We start from the raw sequence: 15,944 nt of genomic DNA, 5'->3' as shown, positions 1-15,944 counted from the left end.
CATGACCCAAGCCCAGCCCAAACCCGCTCCGATGTTCGCCAATCCCGCCACGGCTCCCTATCAGGTGACCGAAGCCGAGAAGGACGCTCTCGCCGCCGCCATCGATTCCGATGAGTTGGTCACCCTCGCCCTTGAACTCGGCAACATTCCGAGCCGCTCACGTGAGGAAGCCGCCGCCGCGCAATATGTCTATGACTGGATGGATCGCGAAGGCTTCCAGCCCCGCCGCGCCGGCGCCACACCTGAGCGACCCAACATCATCGGCGAGTATGGCGGCTTGGGTACGGGCGCCAACCTGCTCTTCACCGCCCATCTGGATACGGAAAGCCCGAGCGGCGACCTCTCGCAGGACAAGTTTCGCTATCGCGAGACGACGATGCGCGATCCGGAATGGACGCAGTGCTGGCTCGATGAGGATGGACGCCTGCGCGGCTTCCCCATCTCCAACGATCGTGGGCCGATGGCCTGTTTCCTGATGGCGGCCAAGGCGCTCAAGAAGGCAGGCATCGGCCTTGCCGGCAAAACCTGGCTCACCGCCTGCCCCGGCGAGATCGGCCCCGAACCGATCGAGGAATTCTCCGGCATCGACTATCTCGGCAAGGATATTGGCGCGCATTATCTGTTCCACCATGGCGGCGTCGCGCCCGATTATGCCATTGCCGCCGAAGGCACGGATTTCGGCCTGACCTGGCAGGGCTGCGGCTATGCCCTCTTCCGCGTGCGCGTCTTCGGCACCGGCATGTTCACGCCGATCCTGGAAACGCCGGAGACCGTCGCCCAGCACCTCAACCCCATCTACAAGCTCGGCCCGGTGATCGACGCGCTGCACCAGTGGGGCCGGCAGTGGGAAGCCCAGGGCGTGTTCGAGACGGCGGGTGGCCTCTCCCTCCCCAAGACGCAGATCGCTTCCGTGCGCGCCGGTGCGCCGACCGATTATGGCGCGGGCACCGAAGTGTGCGCCGTCTATGTGGAAGTGTGCCTCGCACCCGGGCAAAAGTCGGCGCAGGCCTATCACCAGATCGTCGCGGCCATGCGCACGCTCGATCTGGACAGCTTCGATGTCGAGCCGATGGTGGTACGCCATGGATTTGTCGCCGATGCGGACGAAGTCGCCCCGCTCGCCGGCGCGGTGGATGCCGCTACGCGCCTCGCTCGGCAGGCGCCAGTGGAGCGCGCGCATCCGGTCTATTCCAGCATGTGGCGCGACCATAATGTGTTCAACATGCAGGGCATTCCGGCCATCACGACCGGCATGCCACGCTGGCGCCCGACGCCTGAGGATCTGCACTCCAGCGCCCTCATCTATGCACTGACCATGCTGGCGGTATGCGGACGCTCAGAGCAGTCGCCGAATTCTGCTGCGATTTCATCTGTTTACGGGGGCAGGGATGACCCATTCTGAAACAGCCGCCGCGTGATGGATTGACCGGGCTCTCTCAGGCGCGCATCTTGGCGGGCATAAAGACCCGGGAGAGGCGCACCAAAACATAGAGAACCGCCGTTGCGCTCGACTACAAATGCCTACCCCAAGGAGCAGCGACTCAGCGCATGGAGCTTTGCGCTCAAGCGCGTTTCGATCACGCTGGAAGCGGCCGACGAGGCCACGCTCTACGGCGAGCTCATCCAGTTCACCAGCAGCAACGGCATCGTGTTTGTGCGCCTGCTGGCCACCGCTCAGGAATATACCGTTGATTTTCGCGACGAGCCGGGCTGCTTCTGGCTGGCCGTGACGCTCGATGCGCCAAGCGTGGCGCGCAACGCCACCACCAGCTTCACCCTCGATGATGGTCACATGGTCTGCGCGCGCAGCGAAATGCCGATGTCGCTGCAGTTCACCGGCGATCACCGCGTGCTGTTGCTCAAGATTCCGCCGCGCGCGCTCGATCAGCGCCTCAAGGCCCTGCTACCCGAAAAGCCCCGGCACCTTTCCGCCGACAGCGGCCCTGCCCGCCTGCTCTCCACCGTGCTGCGCTCGCTGGCGGACATGGGCAATGACGTGACGGACGAAGAACTACGTCCCGTCGAACTGGCCCTGCCCGAGTTTCTGCTGGCCAGCCTGCTCAACGATGCGCCGGCCCGCGCGCTCGGGGGCGCCGCGGGGATGCGCGCCGCGCTGCTGGAGCGGATCTTCCAAACCATCGAGATGCGCCTCTCGGACCCCAATTTGAATTACCAGCAGGTTGCCGCCGAACATGGTATCTCGCCGCGCTATTTGCAGAAGCTGTTCGAATCCATAGACGACAGCTTTGGCCATTATGTGAAGGTGCGGCGGCTGGAGCGCTGCCGGCTCGACCTGCGCAGCCCGCTCCACGTCCAGAAATCGATCTCGGACATCCTGTTCCAGTGGGGCTTCAACGATTCCGCCTCGTTCAGCCGCGCCTTCCGCGAGCAATATGGCATTTCCCCACGCGACTATCGCAAGATGCCGGCCGTGGACGAGGCCGACCACGGCCCCGACACCCTGCGGCGCGGCCGTTCGACCGCCAAGCGGGCGGTCAGCGACGAAGCCGCCGTCGCGCCGGTCGAGGAGTTGGAGATCGGCGAGGCGGACGCGGACGGCGCCGAGGCCAATGTCATCCCGGCGATTGGCGATGAAGGCACGGTGCGGCATCATCATCTGCCGGTCAGCCCGCGCACGGTCCATTGGGGGTATTTCAGCTCGGCTATCAAACCGGCGCTGATGGTGCGCTCGGGCGACTTCGTGACGGTGGAGACGCTGACCCACCACGCCAATGACGATCCCGAACGCATGGTCGAGGGCGATCATGGCGCGGAGAGCGTCTATCGCTGGGACGAGACGGGCCGGGCCATCGAACGGCGCGGCGCTGGCCCGATGAGTGCCAGCGAGTTCGGACGCGGCCCCGGCGAGGGCTTTGGCGTGCACATCTGCACCGGGCCGATCGCCATTCAGGGCGCGGAGCCGGGCGACATCATTGAGGTGCGCATCCTCAGCCTGGAGCCGCGCCGCAGCGGCAATCCCCGCTTTCAGGGCAAGTCCTTCGGCAGCAATGCCGCGACCTTCTGGGGCTTCCACTATAACGATCTGCTCACCGAGCCTAAGAACCGCGAAGTGATCACCATCTACGAGGTTGAATCCGGCGGCGAACGGCGACCGACCGCGCATGCGGTCTACTCCTATCACTGGACACCGCAGACCGACCCCTCGGGCACCGTCCACGAGCGTTATGATTATCCGGGCGTGCCGGTCGATCCCGAGACGATCGAGCGCAATTACGACATCCTCCAGAATGTCGAAATCCCGATCCGCCCCCATTTCGGTGTGATCGCGCTGGCGCCGGCCCAGGCCGAGCCGGTCGATACCATTCCGCCCAGCGCCTTTGGCGGCAATATGGACAATTGGCGGACCGGTCCGGGATCGAGCGTGTTCCTGCCCGTGCAGGTCTCGGGCGGACTGCTCTCGCTTGGCGACCCGCATGCCTCGCAGGGCGATTCCGAACTATGCGGCACCGCCATCGAATGCTCGATGACCGCGCTCATTCAAGTGATCCGCCACCCAGCCGGCGAGCTGACCGGCAAGCTGCGCGACCTCGATTACCCCATGATCGAAACCGAGACCGAATGGGTCATCATGGGCTTCAGCCATCCCGATTATCTGAAGGAACTGGGCGAGGATGCGCAGAGCGAAGTCTACAAGCGCGCATCCATCGATGCCGCCATGCGCGACGCGTTCCGCAAGGCGCGGCGGTTCCTGATGACCACCAAGGACCTCTCGGAAGACGAAACCATCTCGCTTCTATCGGTCGGGGTGGATTTCGGTATCTCGCAGGTCGCCAATGGCAATTGGGGCGTCCACGCGATCATTCGCAAGGAACTGTTTACCGCCTGATCGCTGGCTCCCGCTCGGCAAGCACGGCCAGCGCTGCCTGATCAACGAGGCCCCGCAATCTGATCGTGCGATCCACCAAGGCGGGGCCGACCAGCACATTGGTCATCACGATGGCGACCAGATTTCGGCCGGGATGGACGAAGAAATAGCTGTTGGCGGACCCCGACCAGCCGCCGGCGCCGGCCGGCATCCCGCCGCGCTGCTCGCTGACCGCATCGCCGAGGCCCAGGCCATAGCCGAACAGGACATTCTCGTGCGGCTGCCCGCCAGTCTCCAGCCGGGGCTGGAACATCTGGTCCACTGTCTCGGGCCGGAGGAGGCGCTTGCCGTGCCATGCCCCCCGATTGGCCAGCATCTGCGCGAAGTTCAGATAATCATGCAGTGTGCCGGCCAGCGCCCCGCCGCCGTCGAACGGCCGGGCGGGATCGCGATATTCGGACGTCGCCGCCGGCTCGATAGCCTGCAGGCCGCCGTCCACCGCCGCATAATTGGTGACGAGCCGTGTGGCGCGCGCATCGTCCACCACGAAGCGCGTGTCGGTCATCTCGAGCGGATCGAAAATGCGGGCTTGCAAGAACGCATCGAGGCCCTGCCCCGTGACCCGCTCGATCAGCGCGCCCAGAATGCCGGTGGAATTGCCATAAGAGAAGCGCGCGCCGGGCTGATGCAGCAGCGGGGCCTTGGCGAGGCGCGCGATCAGCTCGTCCATCGTTCTCGCTGGCGGCGCATCATCAGCATTCTGCCCGACCCCGCCAGCGCGCATCACCCCATGGCGGCGATAATATTGCTGCACCGGGCCGTTGCCGGTGAAATTGTAAGTTACCCCGCTGCTATGGGTCAGCAGATCGCCGACGGTCACCGGGCGGTTCAGCGGCTCGGTCACCATCGCATCGAGGCTGCCGCTCTTGTAGACCCGCAGATTTGCGAATTCCGGCATGTAGCGGCTGAGCGGCGCATCGATGGCGATCTTGCCTTCTTCCACCAGCATCATCACCGCGACGCTCGTGATCGGCTTGGTCATCGAATAGAGCCGGAAGATCGCATCGGCGGGCAGTGCACGGTCGGCTTCCAGATCCAGCTTACCGGTCGAAACGCGAAGCCGCTCCCGCCCGTCCTTGACGATCACGGCTTGCGCATTGGGCAGCTCTCGCGCGTCGACCATGGCCTGCAGCCCCGCACGCAGGGCGGCCAGTGCATCGGTCGGCGCGACGGCCTCTGCTGTAGCACCGGCCCTGGCCGCGAGCGGCGTGGCCGTCAGCCAGAGACAGGCCAGCGCACCAGCCGCCAGTCGGGCGGCGGCCCGCATCAGTACGGCCGGTCGCCTGCGATCGTCACCCGATAGCCCGAGCGCGTTTCCGGGAAATAATCCCAGGTCGCGAAATGCTGAGTGCAGCGATTGTCCCAGAAGGCGACCGAATGCGGCTGCCAGCGGAAGCGGACCTGGAAATTGGGATTCTTCACATGCTCGGTGAGGAAGCGCAGCACCGCATCCCCTTCCTCCGCGGAGAGACCGTTGATCTTGATCGTCTTCGACTTGCTGATGAACAGGCATTTGCGCTTGGTCACCGGATGGGTGCGGACGACAGGGTGCGTGTTGCGCGGGTAGACCTTATCCACATCCGGGAACAGCTCGCGATAGATGTGGTTGGAATCATGGACCGCCGTGAGCGGTTCCAGAAAAGCCTGCATGGCCGGCGACAGCGCATCATAAGCGGCATACATGCTCGACCACAGCGTATCGCCGCCCGTGGGTGGCACGGTGTGCATGTAGAGGATGCTGCCCATCGGCGGTTCGGCATCTTCGCTCAGGTCCGAATGCCAGTCCTCGCCGGCGATGAACTTGCTGTTCGCATCCGCATGGATCGCCACGATCTCGGGATGCTCGGCAAGGCCGGAAACCCCGCTGTGCAGCGCCAGCTCGCCGAAATAGCGGCCGAGGCGCTTGTGATTGTCATGCTCCAGATTCTGGTCGCGGAAGAACAGTACCTGATGCTCCATCAGCGCGTCATGCAGCTCGCTGACGACCTTGTTGCCGAGCGGGGCGTTCAGATCGACCCCGAACACTTCGGCACCGATCCGCCGGGTGACGGGGCGGATATCAAGAACATCATAGGACATGGCGAACAACCTCGACTGGAACGTGACCCTTGGCATGTGGGCTGCGCGATCATGCGCCAGCGGCGCACACACGTCTTGTCAGCCCGCGAAAGCTCGATTGTCCGGCAGCGCCTGCCGCGCATTGGCGCGGGTCTGGCGCGGCGCCTCCTCGAAGCGCTCGCGATAGGCCCGGCTGAAATGCGCCGACTGGTTGAAACCCCAGCGGAAGGCGATCTCGGAAATGCTCAATTGCGCATGAAGCGGATTGACGAGATCGGCCCGCGCGCGCTCAAGGCGGCGCCCCTTCACATAGCCGGTCACCGTCTGCCCTGAGCGCGCAAAGAGCTGCTGGATGTAGCGCACAGATACGCCCTCGCTGCGCGCAACGGACTGCACCGAGAGGTCCGCGTCGGTCAGATTGGTTTCGATCGTGCGGCAGATCCGCTCGAACTGCCGAGCGCGGTGCGCGGCGGCACCACCCTTGGCCTCCACGCCGCCGGCATGCGCGATCACCGGGACGAGCAATTCGATCAGCGCCGTCTCAAGCGGCGCGAATTCGCGGGCGCGCCCTAGCGAGAGCGAGTCGGCAGCGCTGCGCAACAGCGCCAGCAGCGCATGGGCCACCAGACTGTCCGGCTGGATGACTCCGATGCGGCGGGCGAGCGGTGCCAGCATCCGCGCATCTATGGCAACGCTGGGGATGCGCACGAAGAACTGGCGAAACTGCGTCTTGAACCGCAACGCAGCATCCACGCCCGTCGCGCCGTAGATGAGGCAGTCGCCGGTGAGCGGCATCACGCCTTCATGCGTCTCCAGCGAGGCCTCGCCATCGATGAGCAGACCCAGCCACAGGCCCGGTGCGGCCCCCGGCGTGCGGCCCGCGATGGTGAGGGCGCCGCCCGTCACCACCGCGAATTCGAAGCCCATCGGCGAGGTGATGGCGAGCACCGACCCGCCTGCCTCTGCCGTGTTCGGAAACGGCATCTGCAGGCGCTGTATGGCGGCGGCCCATGCCGGGGCGCGCTCCGCCGCCGGCAGCGACGCGACGTCGAAGGACCAGGCGTCCGGACTGGAGACTGCCTCCCCCGGCCGGGCCGGATCAGCGGGGATCGCGGACACTGCCCTTGTTCGGGAACATGCCACGGTCGATCCGCACATGGATGCCCTGCGTGCCATCGACAACCTGCGTCACGCCAAAGTCGGCGCCGACGCTCATCAGCGAATAGGCATCGGTCCGCGACAGGCCCTGATGTTCGGAGAGCAGTTCGATCATGTCCATCGCGGCATTCTTCATCGCCGCATCGAGATCGTCGCCAAAGCCGTGGACGATCCAGTGATTGGGCGTCTCCAGCAGCGGCGATGGGAACTTGAAATCCTTGCGCAGGATGATCTGGAACAGCACGTCGAGCGAAGCTTCGATGGCGGTGCCGCTGATCTCGCCATCGCCCTGGCTGACATGCGGATCGCCGATGGAGAACAGCCCGCCCTTCACCTGCACGGGATAATACATGCGGGCATTGGCGCCGATCCGCCAGTTATCGATATTGCCGCCATGCAGGCCCGGCGGGATGGTGCTGACCGGCGCATCGACCGCAGGCGCGACGCCGGCGGTGCCGAGATGCGGGCGGGCAGGAATGGTTACGCCTGGCAGCGCGGGTTGCCGGTCGCAATGCGGGCAATTGGTGATACGTCCGGGCGTCGTGTAAACGCCCTCGACATCATAGGCGTAAAGCGCGGTGGCGGTGTTGGCGTTCGGATCCAGCTCGTAGATCGTCACGCGCTCGGTCTCGCCGAACTCCTTGTAGAGATGCCCCCAGTTCGCCTGCAGGTTGGAGCCGTAATTGAAGCGCGGCGTCATCTGGAAATAGCGCACTTCCAGCATGTCGCCGGGCTCTGCGCCCTCGACGTAGATCGGCCCGGTCATGATGTGACAGCCCGGTGCGCGCGTGCTGGGATCGACCTCGGTAAAGATGCGCTGGATGTGCTCGTCGAACATCAGCTCGGGATCATCGCCGGCGTGGTGCGTCACCGCCTGCGCCTGGATGAGATCGCCGCTCTTGACGGTCAGCGCTGGTTTCAGTTCCGGTGAGAAGAAGCCCCAGTGCACGGTCTCAGGCGTCGCCCGCAAATAGTGCAGCGCTCCGGGCTGCGTTTCGCTCCGTCGCATTCCATGATTGCAGATCAGCGCCATAATTCCCCTGCTCGTCAGTCAGTGTTGGGTTTGTGGAGGCTCAGGAAGCCCCGATGAGAATGCTCGTCATGCCGAGCGACTTGTGATGGATGAAATTGGGGTGCAGCTGCGCTTCCTCGCCCGGATGACGCGCACCCAGCACATAGAGCAGCGGCCAGAAATGGTCCGGCGTCGGCACCGACAGGCGGGCATCGTCGCCCAGCGCCGCGAAATCGATGACCGTCTGCGGCCGATCCGCGACCACGGCATCCAGCATCGTGCTGTTGAACCGGTCGGCCCACGGATAGGGCTCGGCATCCGGGTTGTTCCAGTCCATCGCCGGCAGATTGTGGACGATGTTGCCGGTGCCCATGATGAGCACGCCTTCGTCGCGCAGCGGGCGGAGCATCTGGCCGATCTTCCAGTGCTGCTCAGGCGTGGCATTCACGTCCATGCCCAGCTGCACGACCGGAACATCGGCCTCGGGATAGGCGTGGACGAGCACCGTCCAGGTGCCATGATCCAGGCCCCAATTGGCATCCATATGGACCGGCACCGGATCGAGCAGCTCGGCAACGCGCCGCGCCAGGGCGGGATCGCCGGGCGCCGGATATTGCATGTCGAACAGGGCCTGCGGAAAAGCCCCGAAATCGTGGATCGTGCGGGGCTGCGCCATCGCCGTCACGGCCGTGCCGCGTGTCAGCCAGTGCGCCGAGATGCACAGGATCGCCTTGGGCTTGCCGATGCTCTGTGCGATGCCCTGCCAGGCCTGCGTGGTGCTGCTCTGCTCGAGCGCCACCATGGGGCTGCCATGGCCGAAGAAGATCAGCGGCAGGCGGCTCATTGTCCGGCTCCCGCTGCGCAGGCGCACCTTGCGGACAGACAGGGTTGAACTTGTAGGCTCATACTCACTTTTCGCCTCATGCTTGCCGCTCGGGCCGTTGCATTGGATGACTGGAGGCTATGGGAAGGGTCGCGGCCCGGTCTTGCAGATTGGCGCACAACATGTTGTTCCGCCAACCCGCCAAGCGGGCCGCGCGCACCCCTCATTCCTTGGTGAACGTCTCGGGAATCTGCGGATTCTCGCCCGCCTTGCCCCACAGCAGGATCTCATTGCCCCAGGGGTCGACGAAGCAGTGGTTATAGCCGTTGAACTCGGCCCAATAATGGTCGCGCCACAGCAGGGTCGCGCCCAGCTCCTGCGCCGTCGCCAGGATTCGATCCGCCGAATCATCGTCGCTGATCAACACCCAGATGCGCGGCTTGCGGCCATCGCTGGCGATATGGCGCGGCGCGACGCCTGCCGGGTCGGGATGCGGGCGCATATTGTCGACCTTGGCGATGCCCATGTGGAGATTGCCGATCTCGCTGTCCGTCCCGTCCTTCTTCTTGAAGAAGCCGCCCGGCACCATGCGGTGATAGACGCCCATCGGGCGGGGATCATTCTCCCAGCCGAACACCTGCGCGTAGAATTCACCGGCAGCATTGGGATCGTCGGCGGGAATATCGAAAAAAATAAGCGAATTGGTCATCATCACCTCTGACTGGACACAAGCCTTTCGGCCGCCGCGCCAGTTAGGCAGCGCGGCGGACGCGAAGCTGTGTCTCCTGCGAACAATGTTTTGATTTCGGGCCTCAGCCCGTCGCGGCGAGGCCCTGCCCCGCCGCCGGAGATCAGGAGGTTGCGTGCAACCGCGGGACCGGCGCCGAGGGGCCGCGACGACGGTCCCACTCCTGCTGGTAGCGGTCCACCAGCCACACATTGAGCTGGCGCTGCGCATCTTCCTGCCAGCTGTAGCGCCCGCGCGGGGCGAAGCGGGACGAGAGCCCCTGCTGCACCAGCAGATCGACATGCAGATCCTGGGCAACGATATCCGCCGTGTGCTCGTCATTGATCCGGCGCTTTTCCTCGAACTCCGGGTCCTCGAAGGCGCTGGGATGATAGAGGCTGCCGAAGGTCAGGCCGTGCGTGGTCGGCGAGCGCGCATCCATGATGAGGTAGATCACCACATCGTTGAGCACGACCAGCGACAGCGTCGGCGGCAGGTTCACGAACAGCAGCCGGCTTTGCTCCTCCTCCGTCAGCTTGGGGAAGACCGGCAGGAGCGCCTTCTCGGTGGGGTTGAAGCTCGCATTGGGGTGCGTGGAGCCGTTGAGCCGATAATAGCCCGCCGTCTCACGCGGCACCTCGGGAAAGCTCGCTAGCGAACTCGGCACGAAATCGTGCAGCCCCTGGTGGAGCCGGCTGGCATGATAGCCATCATTGTTATTCTCGAACTGGACCTTCCAGTTCCACGGATATTCGTGGGACAGCGGCTCGGGGCCGCGCAGGCTGGCAAACTCGTAATTCGCCACGACCGGTTCGATCGGCCCCATGCGCGAGGCCAGCGATTCCGCCTCCGGATCGAAATTGACGAAGATGAAGCCGTGCCACAGTTCCACCTTGAGTTTGGGCAGATTATACTGCGCCTTGTCGAAATTGCAGGTGCGGCCCATCGCCGGTGCGCCAACCAGCTTGCCGTCCAGATCATAGGACCAGTGGTGATAGGGGCAGGTGAAACCGCGCGTATTGCCCTTGCCTTCCGCCACCAGCATGGCGCGGTGCTGGCACACGGCGGACATCGCCTTGATCTCCCCGTCCCGCCCGCGCGAAATGATGATCGGCTCATTGGCGTGGCTGGTTGTGAAGAAATCCCCGACTTCCGCGATCCACTCGTCCCGCCCGACGCAGAGCCACTCGCGATAGAACAGCGCGTCCTTCTCGAACTCGTAGAACTCCTGACTCGTGTAGATCTCCGGCGGCAGCGTCTCCGCCTCTTCCGTGGGCTTCACCGAGGAGGCAAAGCTGTCGAAGAATTTGTCGGTCAGAAGAGTCATGTCACATCCTCGCAATTGGCGTCCATGCCGCGCCGCGCGTCCAGTCCCGACCCTCGGCCAGAACCGCCATGCAGCGCGAAGCACCCCAGGCTGAGAAGATGTGTACCAACCGCCGCCCCGACTGGCTTTGCGCCGGGCGACCAACTTTTTGTCGAGAGAGGCAAGGTGGACCGGGTGGCGCGAAGCTGCGCGGGTAGGCCGGTCGCCGTCAATAAGGCTGCTGGGGATGCATTCCGAACGCTTCGGTTGCGGCGCTGGCCCGACGTCGCGCATTCACGACTGGGCACACTCTGAAGCGCTCAACAGGTCTGCGATAAAGGGAAATGGTGGAGCCGAGGGGGATCGAACCCCTGACCTCTACACTGCCAGTGTAGCGCTCTCCCAGCTGAGCTACGGCCCCGATCATTGCAGCGGCGACGGGTGGGTCCGTCGCGGCGAGGCGCTGCCTTTAGGTCAGGCTCTGCCTCGCTGCAAGTCCATTTTTTATGGCGCGCAATCTTTCCTGCGCGCTCAGTTTTCTTCGTCGTTATCGTCGCCGGCATCGACGCCGAGATCGTCATCGCCGCCGAGATCGACGTCGTTGTCGGGCGAGCCTTCGGCCTCATCGACGTCGATGTCGATGTCCAGATCATCGTCCGCCGTGCTTTCCGTATCCGCACCGGCCGCGACCTTCTGCGGCGCTTCCTCGAAGGGCAGCGGCTGCTTGGACTTGAGCACGGGCTCGGGCGTCCAGACGTTGCCGCATTCGATGCATGTCACGGGCTCGTCCTTGCCCAGATCATAGAAGCGCGTTGCGCATTTGGGGCAGGTCCGCTTCGATCCCCATTCAGGCTTCACCATGTGCCGCCTCATCCTTCCAGAGAGTAATAGCCAAGTGCGCGGACAGGCAGGCCTGCCGCGAAGTGTGGGGCGCCTTGCCATAGCGGGCGGGCACTGTCAAAAGCAGTTCGCCATTTTTATTGCCCGCCCTCCTGCTCCGCGCAGCGACGGCCATTTTTCGGACCTGATTTTCATGACTGACATTGCGCGCAACATGCTCTTCGAGCCTGGCGCTCCGCTGCGTGGCACGGTGACCGTGCCCGGCGACAAGAGCATTTCCCACCGATCCCTGATGTTGTCCGCGCTGGCGGTGGGCGAAAGCCGCGTCTCTGGCCTGCTGGAGGGCGAGGACGTGCTGGCGACTGCGGCGGCGATGAGGGCGCTCGGCGCGCAGATCACGCGCGACGAGGATGGCGTGTGGCGCATTCATGGCGTCGGCGTCGGCAGCCTGACGCAGCCCGCGACCGCGCTCGACATGGGCAATAGCGGCACCTCGACGCGCCTGCTGATGGGCCTGCTGGCGAGCCATGATCTCACCGCGACCTTCGTGGGCGATGCCTCGCTCAGCAAGCGCCCGATGGGCCGGGTGACCACCCCGCTCGGGCTGATGGGTGCCGAATTCACGACTGCGCCGGGCGGCCGCTTGCCGCTCACCATGCGCGGCATCGCGCCCGCGGTCCCGATCGAATACCGGCTGCCGGTCGCCTCGGCGCAGGTGAAATCGGCGGTGCTGCTTGCCGGCCTCAACACCCCGGGCATCACCCGGGTCATCGAGCCAGTGCCGACGCGCGACCATAGCGAGCGGATGCTGCGCGGCTTCGGGGTGGACCTGACCGTGGAGACCGAGGCGGACGGCACGCGGATCATCTCGCTAACCGGTGAGGCGGAACTCGAGCCGCAGACATTGGTGGTGCCGGGCGACCCCTCCTCCGCCGCCTTCCCCGTCGTCGCGGCGCTGATCACACCGGGGTCGGACATCACGGTCACCAATGTCGGCATGAACCCCACCCGCACCGGGCTGTTTGCCATGCTGCAGGCGATGGGCGCTGACCTTACGCTGACCAACCAGCGGGAAGTCGGTGGCGAGCCGGTCGCGGATATCGTCGCGCGGCACAGCACGCTCACAGGCATTGACGTGCCGCCCGACGTCGCGCCGAGCATGATCGATGAATTTCCGATCTTCTTCGTCGCGGCGGTCTGCGCACAGGGCACCACCCGCACCACCGGGCTGGACGAGCTACGCGTAAAGGAATCGGACCGACTCGCCCTGATGGCGCAGGGCCTCGCCCGCCTCGGCGTGTCGGTAGAGGAGACACCCGACGGCCTCATCATCCACGGGCGCGGTGGTGAGCCGCTGGACGGCGGCAATGAACCGCCGACGATCGGTGCCGATCTCGATCACCGCATCGCGATGAGCTTCGCGGTCGCCGGTCATCACACGCGCGGCGGCCTCATCATCGACGATATGAGCCCGGTCGCGACGAGCTTTCCCGGCTTCACCGACATGCTGGCCACGCTCAAGGGCGCGGCATGATCATTGCCGTCGATGGGCCCGCCGCCTCCGGCAAGGGCACAATCGCGCGGGCGCTGGCCCGGCATTACGGCCTGCTCCATCTCGACACGGGCCTGCTGTATCGCGCCGTTGGTATGACAGTCGCGCGGCAGGGCGGGGACGCCGACAATCCGGCCGATGCCGCAGCCGCCTGCGCTTTTCCGGACAGCCTGCTCGCCGATCCGGCGCTGCGGTCGGAGGAAGCCGGCCCCCTCGCCAGCCGCGTCTCTCGTCACCCGCAGGTGCGCGCGGCGCTGCTGGAGCGGCAGCGTGCCTTCGCCGCACAGCCGGGCGGCGCGGTGCTCGACGGGCGGGATATCGGCACGGTGATCGCGCCGGATGCCGACGCCAAATTGTTCGTCACCGCCAGCCTTGCGGTGCGCGCACAGCGCCGCCATGCGGAACTTTCCGCCCATGGCAATCCCGTCGCGCTGGAAGCCCTCTCCGCCGACCTCGCCGAGCGCGACGCGCGCGACATGCAGCGCGCCGATGCGCCCCTGAAGCAGGCCCAAGATGCGGACTTGCTGGATACCAGCAATTTGAGTATAGACGCCGCCGTTCAGCATGCGATCGCGCTGGTGGACGCTCGCCTGAAGAGTCGCCATTAGACGGCTTGGATGAGGCGCTTCGCGTTGCGAGGCGCCCTTTTGCTTTTCCCAAAGCACGAGTGATCGCCTTCGCGCCGCCTGGTGGATGCCCGGCCGGCATGAGGTCGTTCGGGCAGTTTGGCCAAAGACCACCGGAGACAACCGGTTGGCCAGCAACGACTTGAAGGAACTCTTACATGGCCTCTCAGGCAAACCCGACGCGCGATGATTTTGCTGCGCTTCTCAATGAATCTCTTGGTGGTGCAGACGGCGGCTTCGAAGGCCGCGTGGTCAAGGGCACCGTCACCGGCATCGAAAACGACCTCGCCGTCATCGACGTGGGCCTCAAGAGCGAAGGCCGCGTGCCGCTGCGCGAGTTCGCCATGCCCGGCCAGAAGGCCGACCTGAAGGTTGGCGACGAAGTCGAGGTCTATGTCGACCGCGTCGAGAACAGCAATGGCGAGGCCATGCTCTCACGCGACCGCGCCCGCCGCGAAGCCGCGTGGGACAAGCTGGAATCCGAATTCGCCGAGAGCGCCCGCGTTGAGGGTGTTATCTTCGGCCGCGTCAAGGGCGGCTTCACGGTCGATCTCGACGGCGCCGTGGCCTTCCTTCCCGGCAGCCAGGTCGACATCCGCCCCGTGCGCGACGTCACGCCGCTCATGGACATTCCGCAGCCCTTCCAGATCCTCAAGATGGACCGTCGCCGTGGCAACATCGTCGTGTCGCGTCGCGCGATCCTGGAAGAGACCCGCGCCGAACAGCGCAGCGGCCTCATCCAGACGCTGAGCGAAGGCCAGATCATCGAGGGCGTGGTCAAGAACATCACCGATTACGGTGCGTTCGTTGATCTGGGCGGCATCGACGGCCTGCTGCACGTCACCGACCTCAGCTACAAGCGGATCAACCACCCGAGCGAGATGATCAACATCGGCGACACGGTGAAGGTGCAGATCATCCGCATCAACCGCGACACGCAGCGCATCAGCCTCGGCATGAAGCAGCTCGAGAGCGATCCGTGGGAAGGCGCATCGGCCAAGTACCCGATCGGCGCCAAGCTCTCCGGCCGCGTCACGAACATCACCGAATATGGCGCGTTCGTCGAGCTGGAGCCCGGCATCGAGGGCCTGGTCCACGTTTCGGAAATGTCCTGGACCAAGAAGAACGTCCACCCCGGCAAGATCGTTTCGACGAGCCAGGAAGTGGAAGTTCTGGTGCTCGAGGTCGATGCCGAGAAGCGTCGCATCAGCCTTGGCCTCAAGCAGGCCCAGTCCAACCCCTGGGAGAGCTTTGCCGAGCGTCACCCGGTCGGCAGCCAGGTCGAGGGCGAAGTCAAGAACGCCACCGAGTTCGGCCTGTTCATCGGCCTGGACGGCGACGTCGACGGCATGGTCCACATGTCCGACATCGCGTGGGGCATCTCCGGCGAGGACGCGCTCAACCTGCATCGCAAGGGCGAGACCGTTCAGGCCATCGTGCTTGACGTGGACGTCGAGAAGGAACGCGTCAGCCTCGGCATGAAGCAGCTCGAAAAGGGTGCGCCGGCAGCTGGCGCGGTGCGTGGCACCGGCCTCAACAAGAACGAGACCGTGACCGTGACCGTTCTGGAAGTCCGCGACGGCGGCCTGGAAGTTCAGGCTGGCGACGACGGCGTGACCGGCTTCATCAAGCGCAGCGACCTTGGCCGCGACCGCGACGAGCAGCGCCCCGAGCGCTTCCAGGTCGGCCAGAAGTTCGACGCGCTGGTGATCGGTTTCGACCGCTCCAAGAAGCCGAACTTCTCGGTCAAGGCGCTCCAGATCGCCGAAGAGAAGCAGGCTGTCGCGCAGTACGGTTCGTCCGACAGCGGCGCGTCGCTGGGCGACATTCTGGGTGAGGCGCTCAAGGCGAAGAACTGATCGCCGGGGCTTTTCCCACCCTCTAATAATTGCGGCAGTGGGCCGGTCGAGCAATCGGCCGGCCCGTTCCGTTTCCGGCGTTCTGCGGGGATTTTTC

General features: G+C 65.0%; 13 protein-coding genes and 1 tRNA gene. 5 read left to right on the top strand and 9 right to left on the bottom strand.

The genetic code is table 11. The features are described from left to right. Position 1 precedes the first annotated feature (1 nt). A complete protein-coding gene (locus M2341_RS06250; protein ID WP_264584625.1) occupies positions 2-1,402 on the top strand; it encodes a peptidase M20 in 1,401 nt (466 codons plus the stop codon). Positions 1,403-1,501: 99 nt separating this feature from the next. Beyond that, the gene (locus tag M2341_RS06245; protein ID WP_264584624.1) at positions 1,502-3,847 is read left to right on the top strand and encodes an acetamidase/formamidase family protein; all 2,346 of its coding nucleotides are present in this window, start codon (positions 1,502-1,504) and stop codon (positions 3,845-3,847) included. On the opposite strand, the gene M2341_RS06240 is transcribed toward M2341_RS06245, so the two are convergent. From M2341_RS06240 to M2341_RS06200, 9 genes are all read right to left on the bottom strand, one after another. After that, positions 3,837-5,153 (bottom strand): serine hydrolase domain-containing protein, encoded by a 1,317-nt coding sequence (locus M2341_RS06240; RefSeq protein WP_264584623.1) that lies wholly within the window; start codon positions 5,151-5,153, stop codon positions 3,837-3,839. The genes M2341_RS06245 and M2341_RS06240 overlap by 11 nt on opposite strands. Further along, positions 5,153-5,965 carry a TauD/TfdA dioxygenase family protein gene (locus M2341_RS06235; protein WP_181559148.1) on the bottom strand — a complete coding sequence of 271 codons (813 nt, stop codon included), beginning with the start codon at positions 5,963-5,965 and terminating at the stop codon, positions 5,153-5,155. The genes M2341_RS06240 and M2341_RS06235 overlap by 1 nt, the downstream gene beginning before the upstream one ends. Before the next feature lie 78 nt (positions 5,966-6,043). Further along, the gene (locus tag M2341_RS06230) at positions 6,044-7,063 is read right to left on the bottom strand and encodes a helix-turn-helix domain-containing protein (protein WP_264584622.1); all 1,020 of its coding nucleotides are present in this window, start codon (positions 7,061-7,063) and stop codon (positions 6,044-6,046) included. Further along, complete coding sequence (locus tag M2341_RS06225) at positions 7,044-8,135, bottom strand: acetamidase/formamidase family protein (RefSeq protein WP_181559146.1); 1,092 nt, start codon at positions 8,133-8,135, stop codon at positions 7,044-7,046. The genes M2341_RS06230 and M2341_RS06225 overlap by 20 nt, the downstream gene beginning before the upstream one ends. Before the next feature lie 40 nt (positions 8,136-8,175). After that, positions 8,176-8,958: a 4,5-DOPA dioxygenase extradiol gene (gene ygiD, locus M2341_RS06220; RefSeq protein WP_181559145.1), complete on the bottom strand. Its 783-nt coding sequence runs from the start codon at positions 8,956-8,958 to the stop codon at positions 8,176-8,178. A 202-nt stretch (positions 8,959-9,160) separates the two neighbouring features. Beyond that, positions 9,161-9,646 carry a VOC family protein gene (locus M2341_RS06215; RefSeq protein ID WP_181559144.1) on the bottom strand — a complete coding sequence of 162 codons (486 nt, stop codon included), beginning with the start codon at positions 9,644-9,646 and terminating at the stop codon, positions 9,161-9,163. 142 nt (positions 9,647-9,788) lie between these two features. Beyond that, positions 9,789-10,991 (bottom strand): aromatic ring-hydroxylating oxygenase subunit alpha, encoded by a 1,203-nt coding sequence (locus tag M2341_RS06210; protein ID WP_264584621.1) that lies wholly within the window; start codon positions 10,989-10,991, stop codon positions 9,789-9,791. 324 nt (positions 10,992-11,315) lie between these two features. Then, positions 11,316-11,391: transfer RNA gene (locus M2341_RS06205), tRNA-Ala, on the bottom strand. A gap of 110 nt (positions 11,392-11,501) precedes the next feature. Beyond that, positions 11,502-11,831, bottom strand: a complete 330-nt coding sequence (locus M2341_RS06200) for a TIGR02300 family protein (protein ID WP_181559142.1) — start codon at positions 11,829-11,831, stop codon at positions 11,502-11,504. 172 nt (positions 11,832-12,003) lie between these two features. Between M2341_RS06200 and aroA the strand changes: the two genes are divergently transcribed. The 3 genes from aroA (at position 12,004) to rpsA (ending at position 15,847) form a co-directional block, all read left to right on the top strand. Further along, positions 12,004-13,344, top strand: a complete 1,341-nt coding sequence (aroA, locus tag M2341_RS06195) for a 3-phosphoshikimate 1-carboxyvinyltransferase (RefSeq protein WP_264584620.1) — start codon at positions 12,004-12,006, stop codon at positions 13,342-13,344. Further along, entirely contained in the window at positions 13,341-13,970 is a 630-nt protein-coding gene (locus M2341_RS06190) for a (d)CMP kinase (protein ID WP_264584619.1), read from the top strand. Before aroA ends, M2341_RS06190 begins: the two co-directional genes overlap by 4 nt. Positions 13,971-14,146: 176 nt before the next feature. Then, a complete protein-coding gene (gene rpsA / locus M2341_RS06185) occupies positions 14,147-15,847 on the top strand; it encodes a 30S ribosomal protein S1 (protein WP_264584618.1) in 1,701 nt (566 codons plus the stop codon). Positions 15,848-15,944 lie beyond the last annotated feature (97 nt).

It is taken from the genome of Sphingobium sp. B7D2B (assembly GCF_025961895.1).
GTDB lineage: Bacteria > Pseudomonadota > Alphaproteobacteria > Sphingomonadales > Sphingomonadaceae > Sphingobium.
This window is presented reverse-complemented; position numbering and strand designations above follow the sequence as displayed.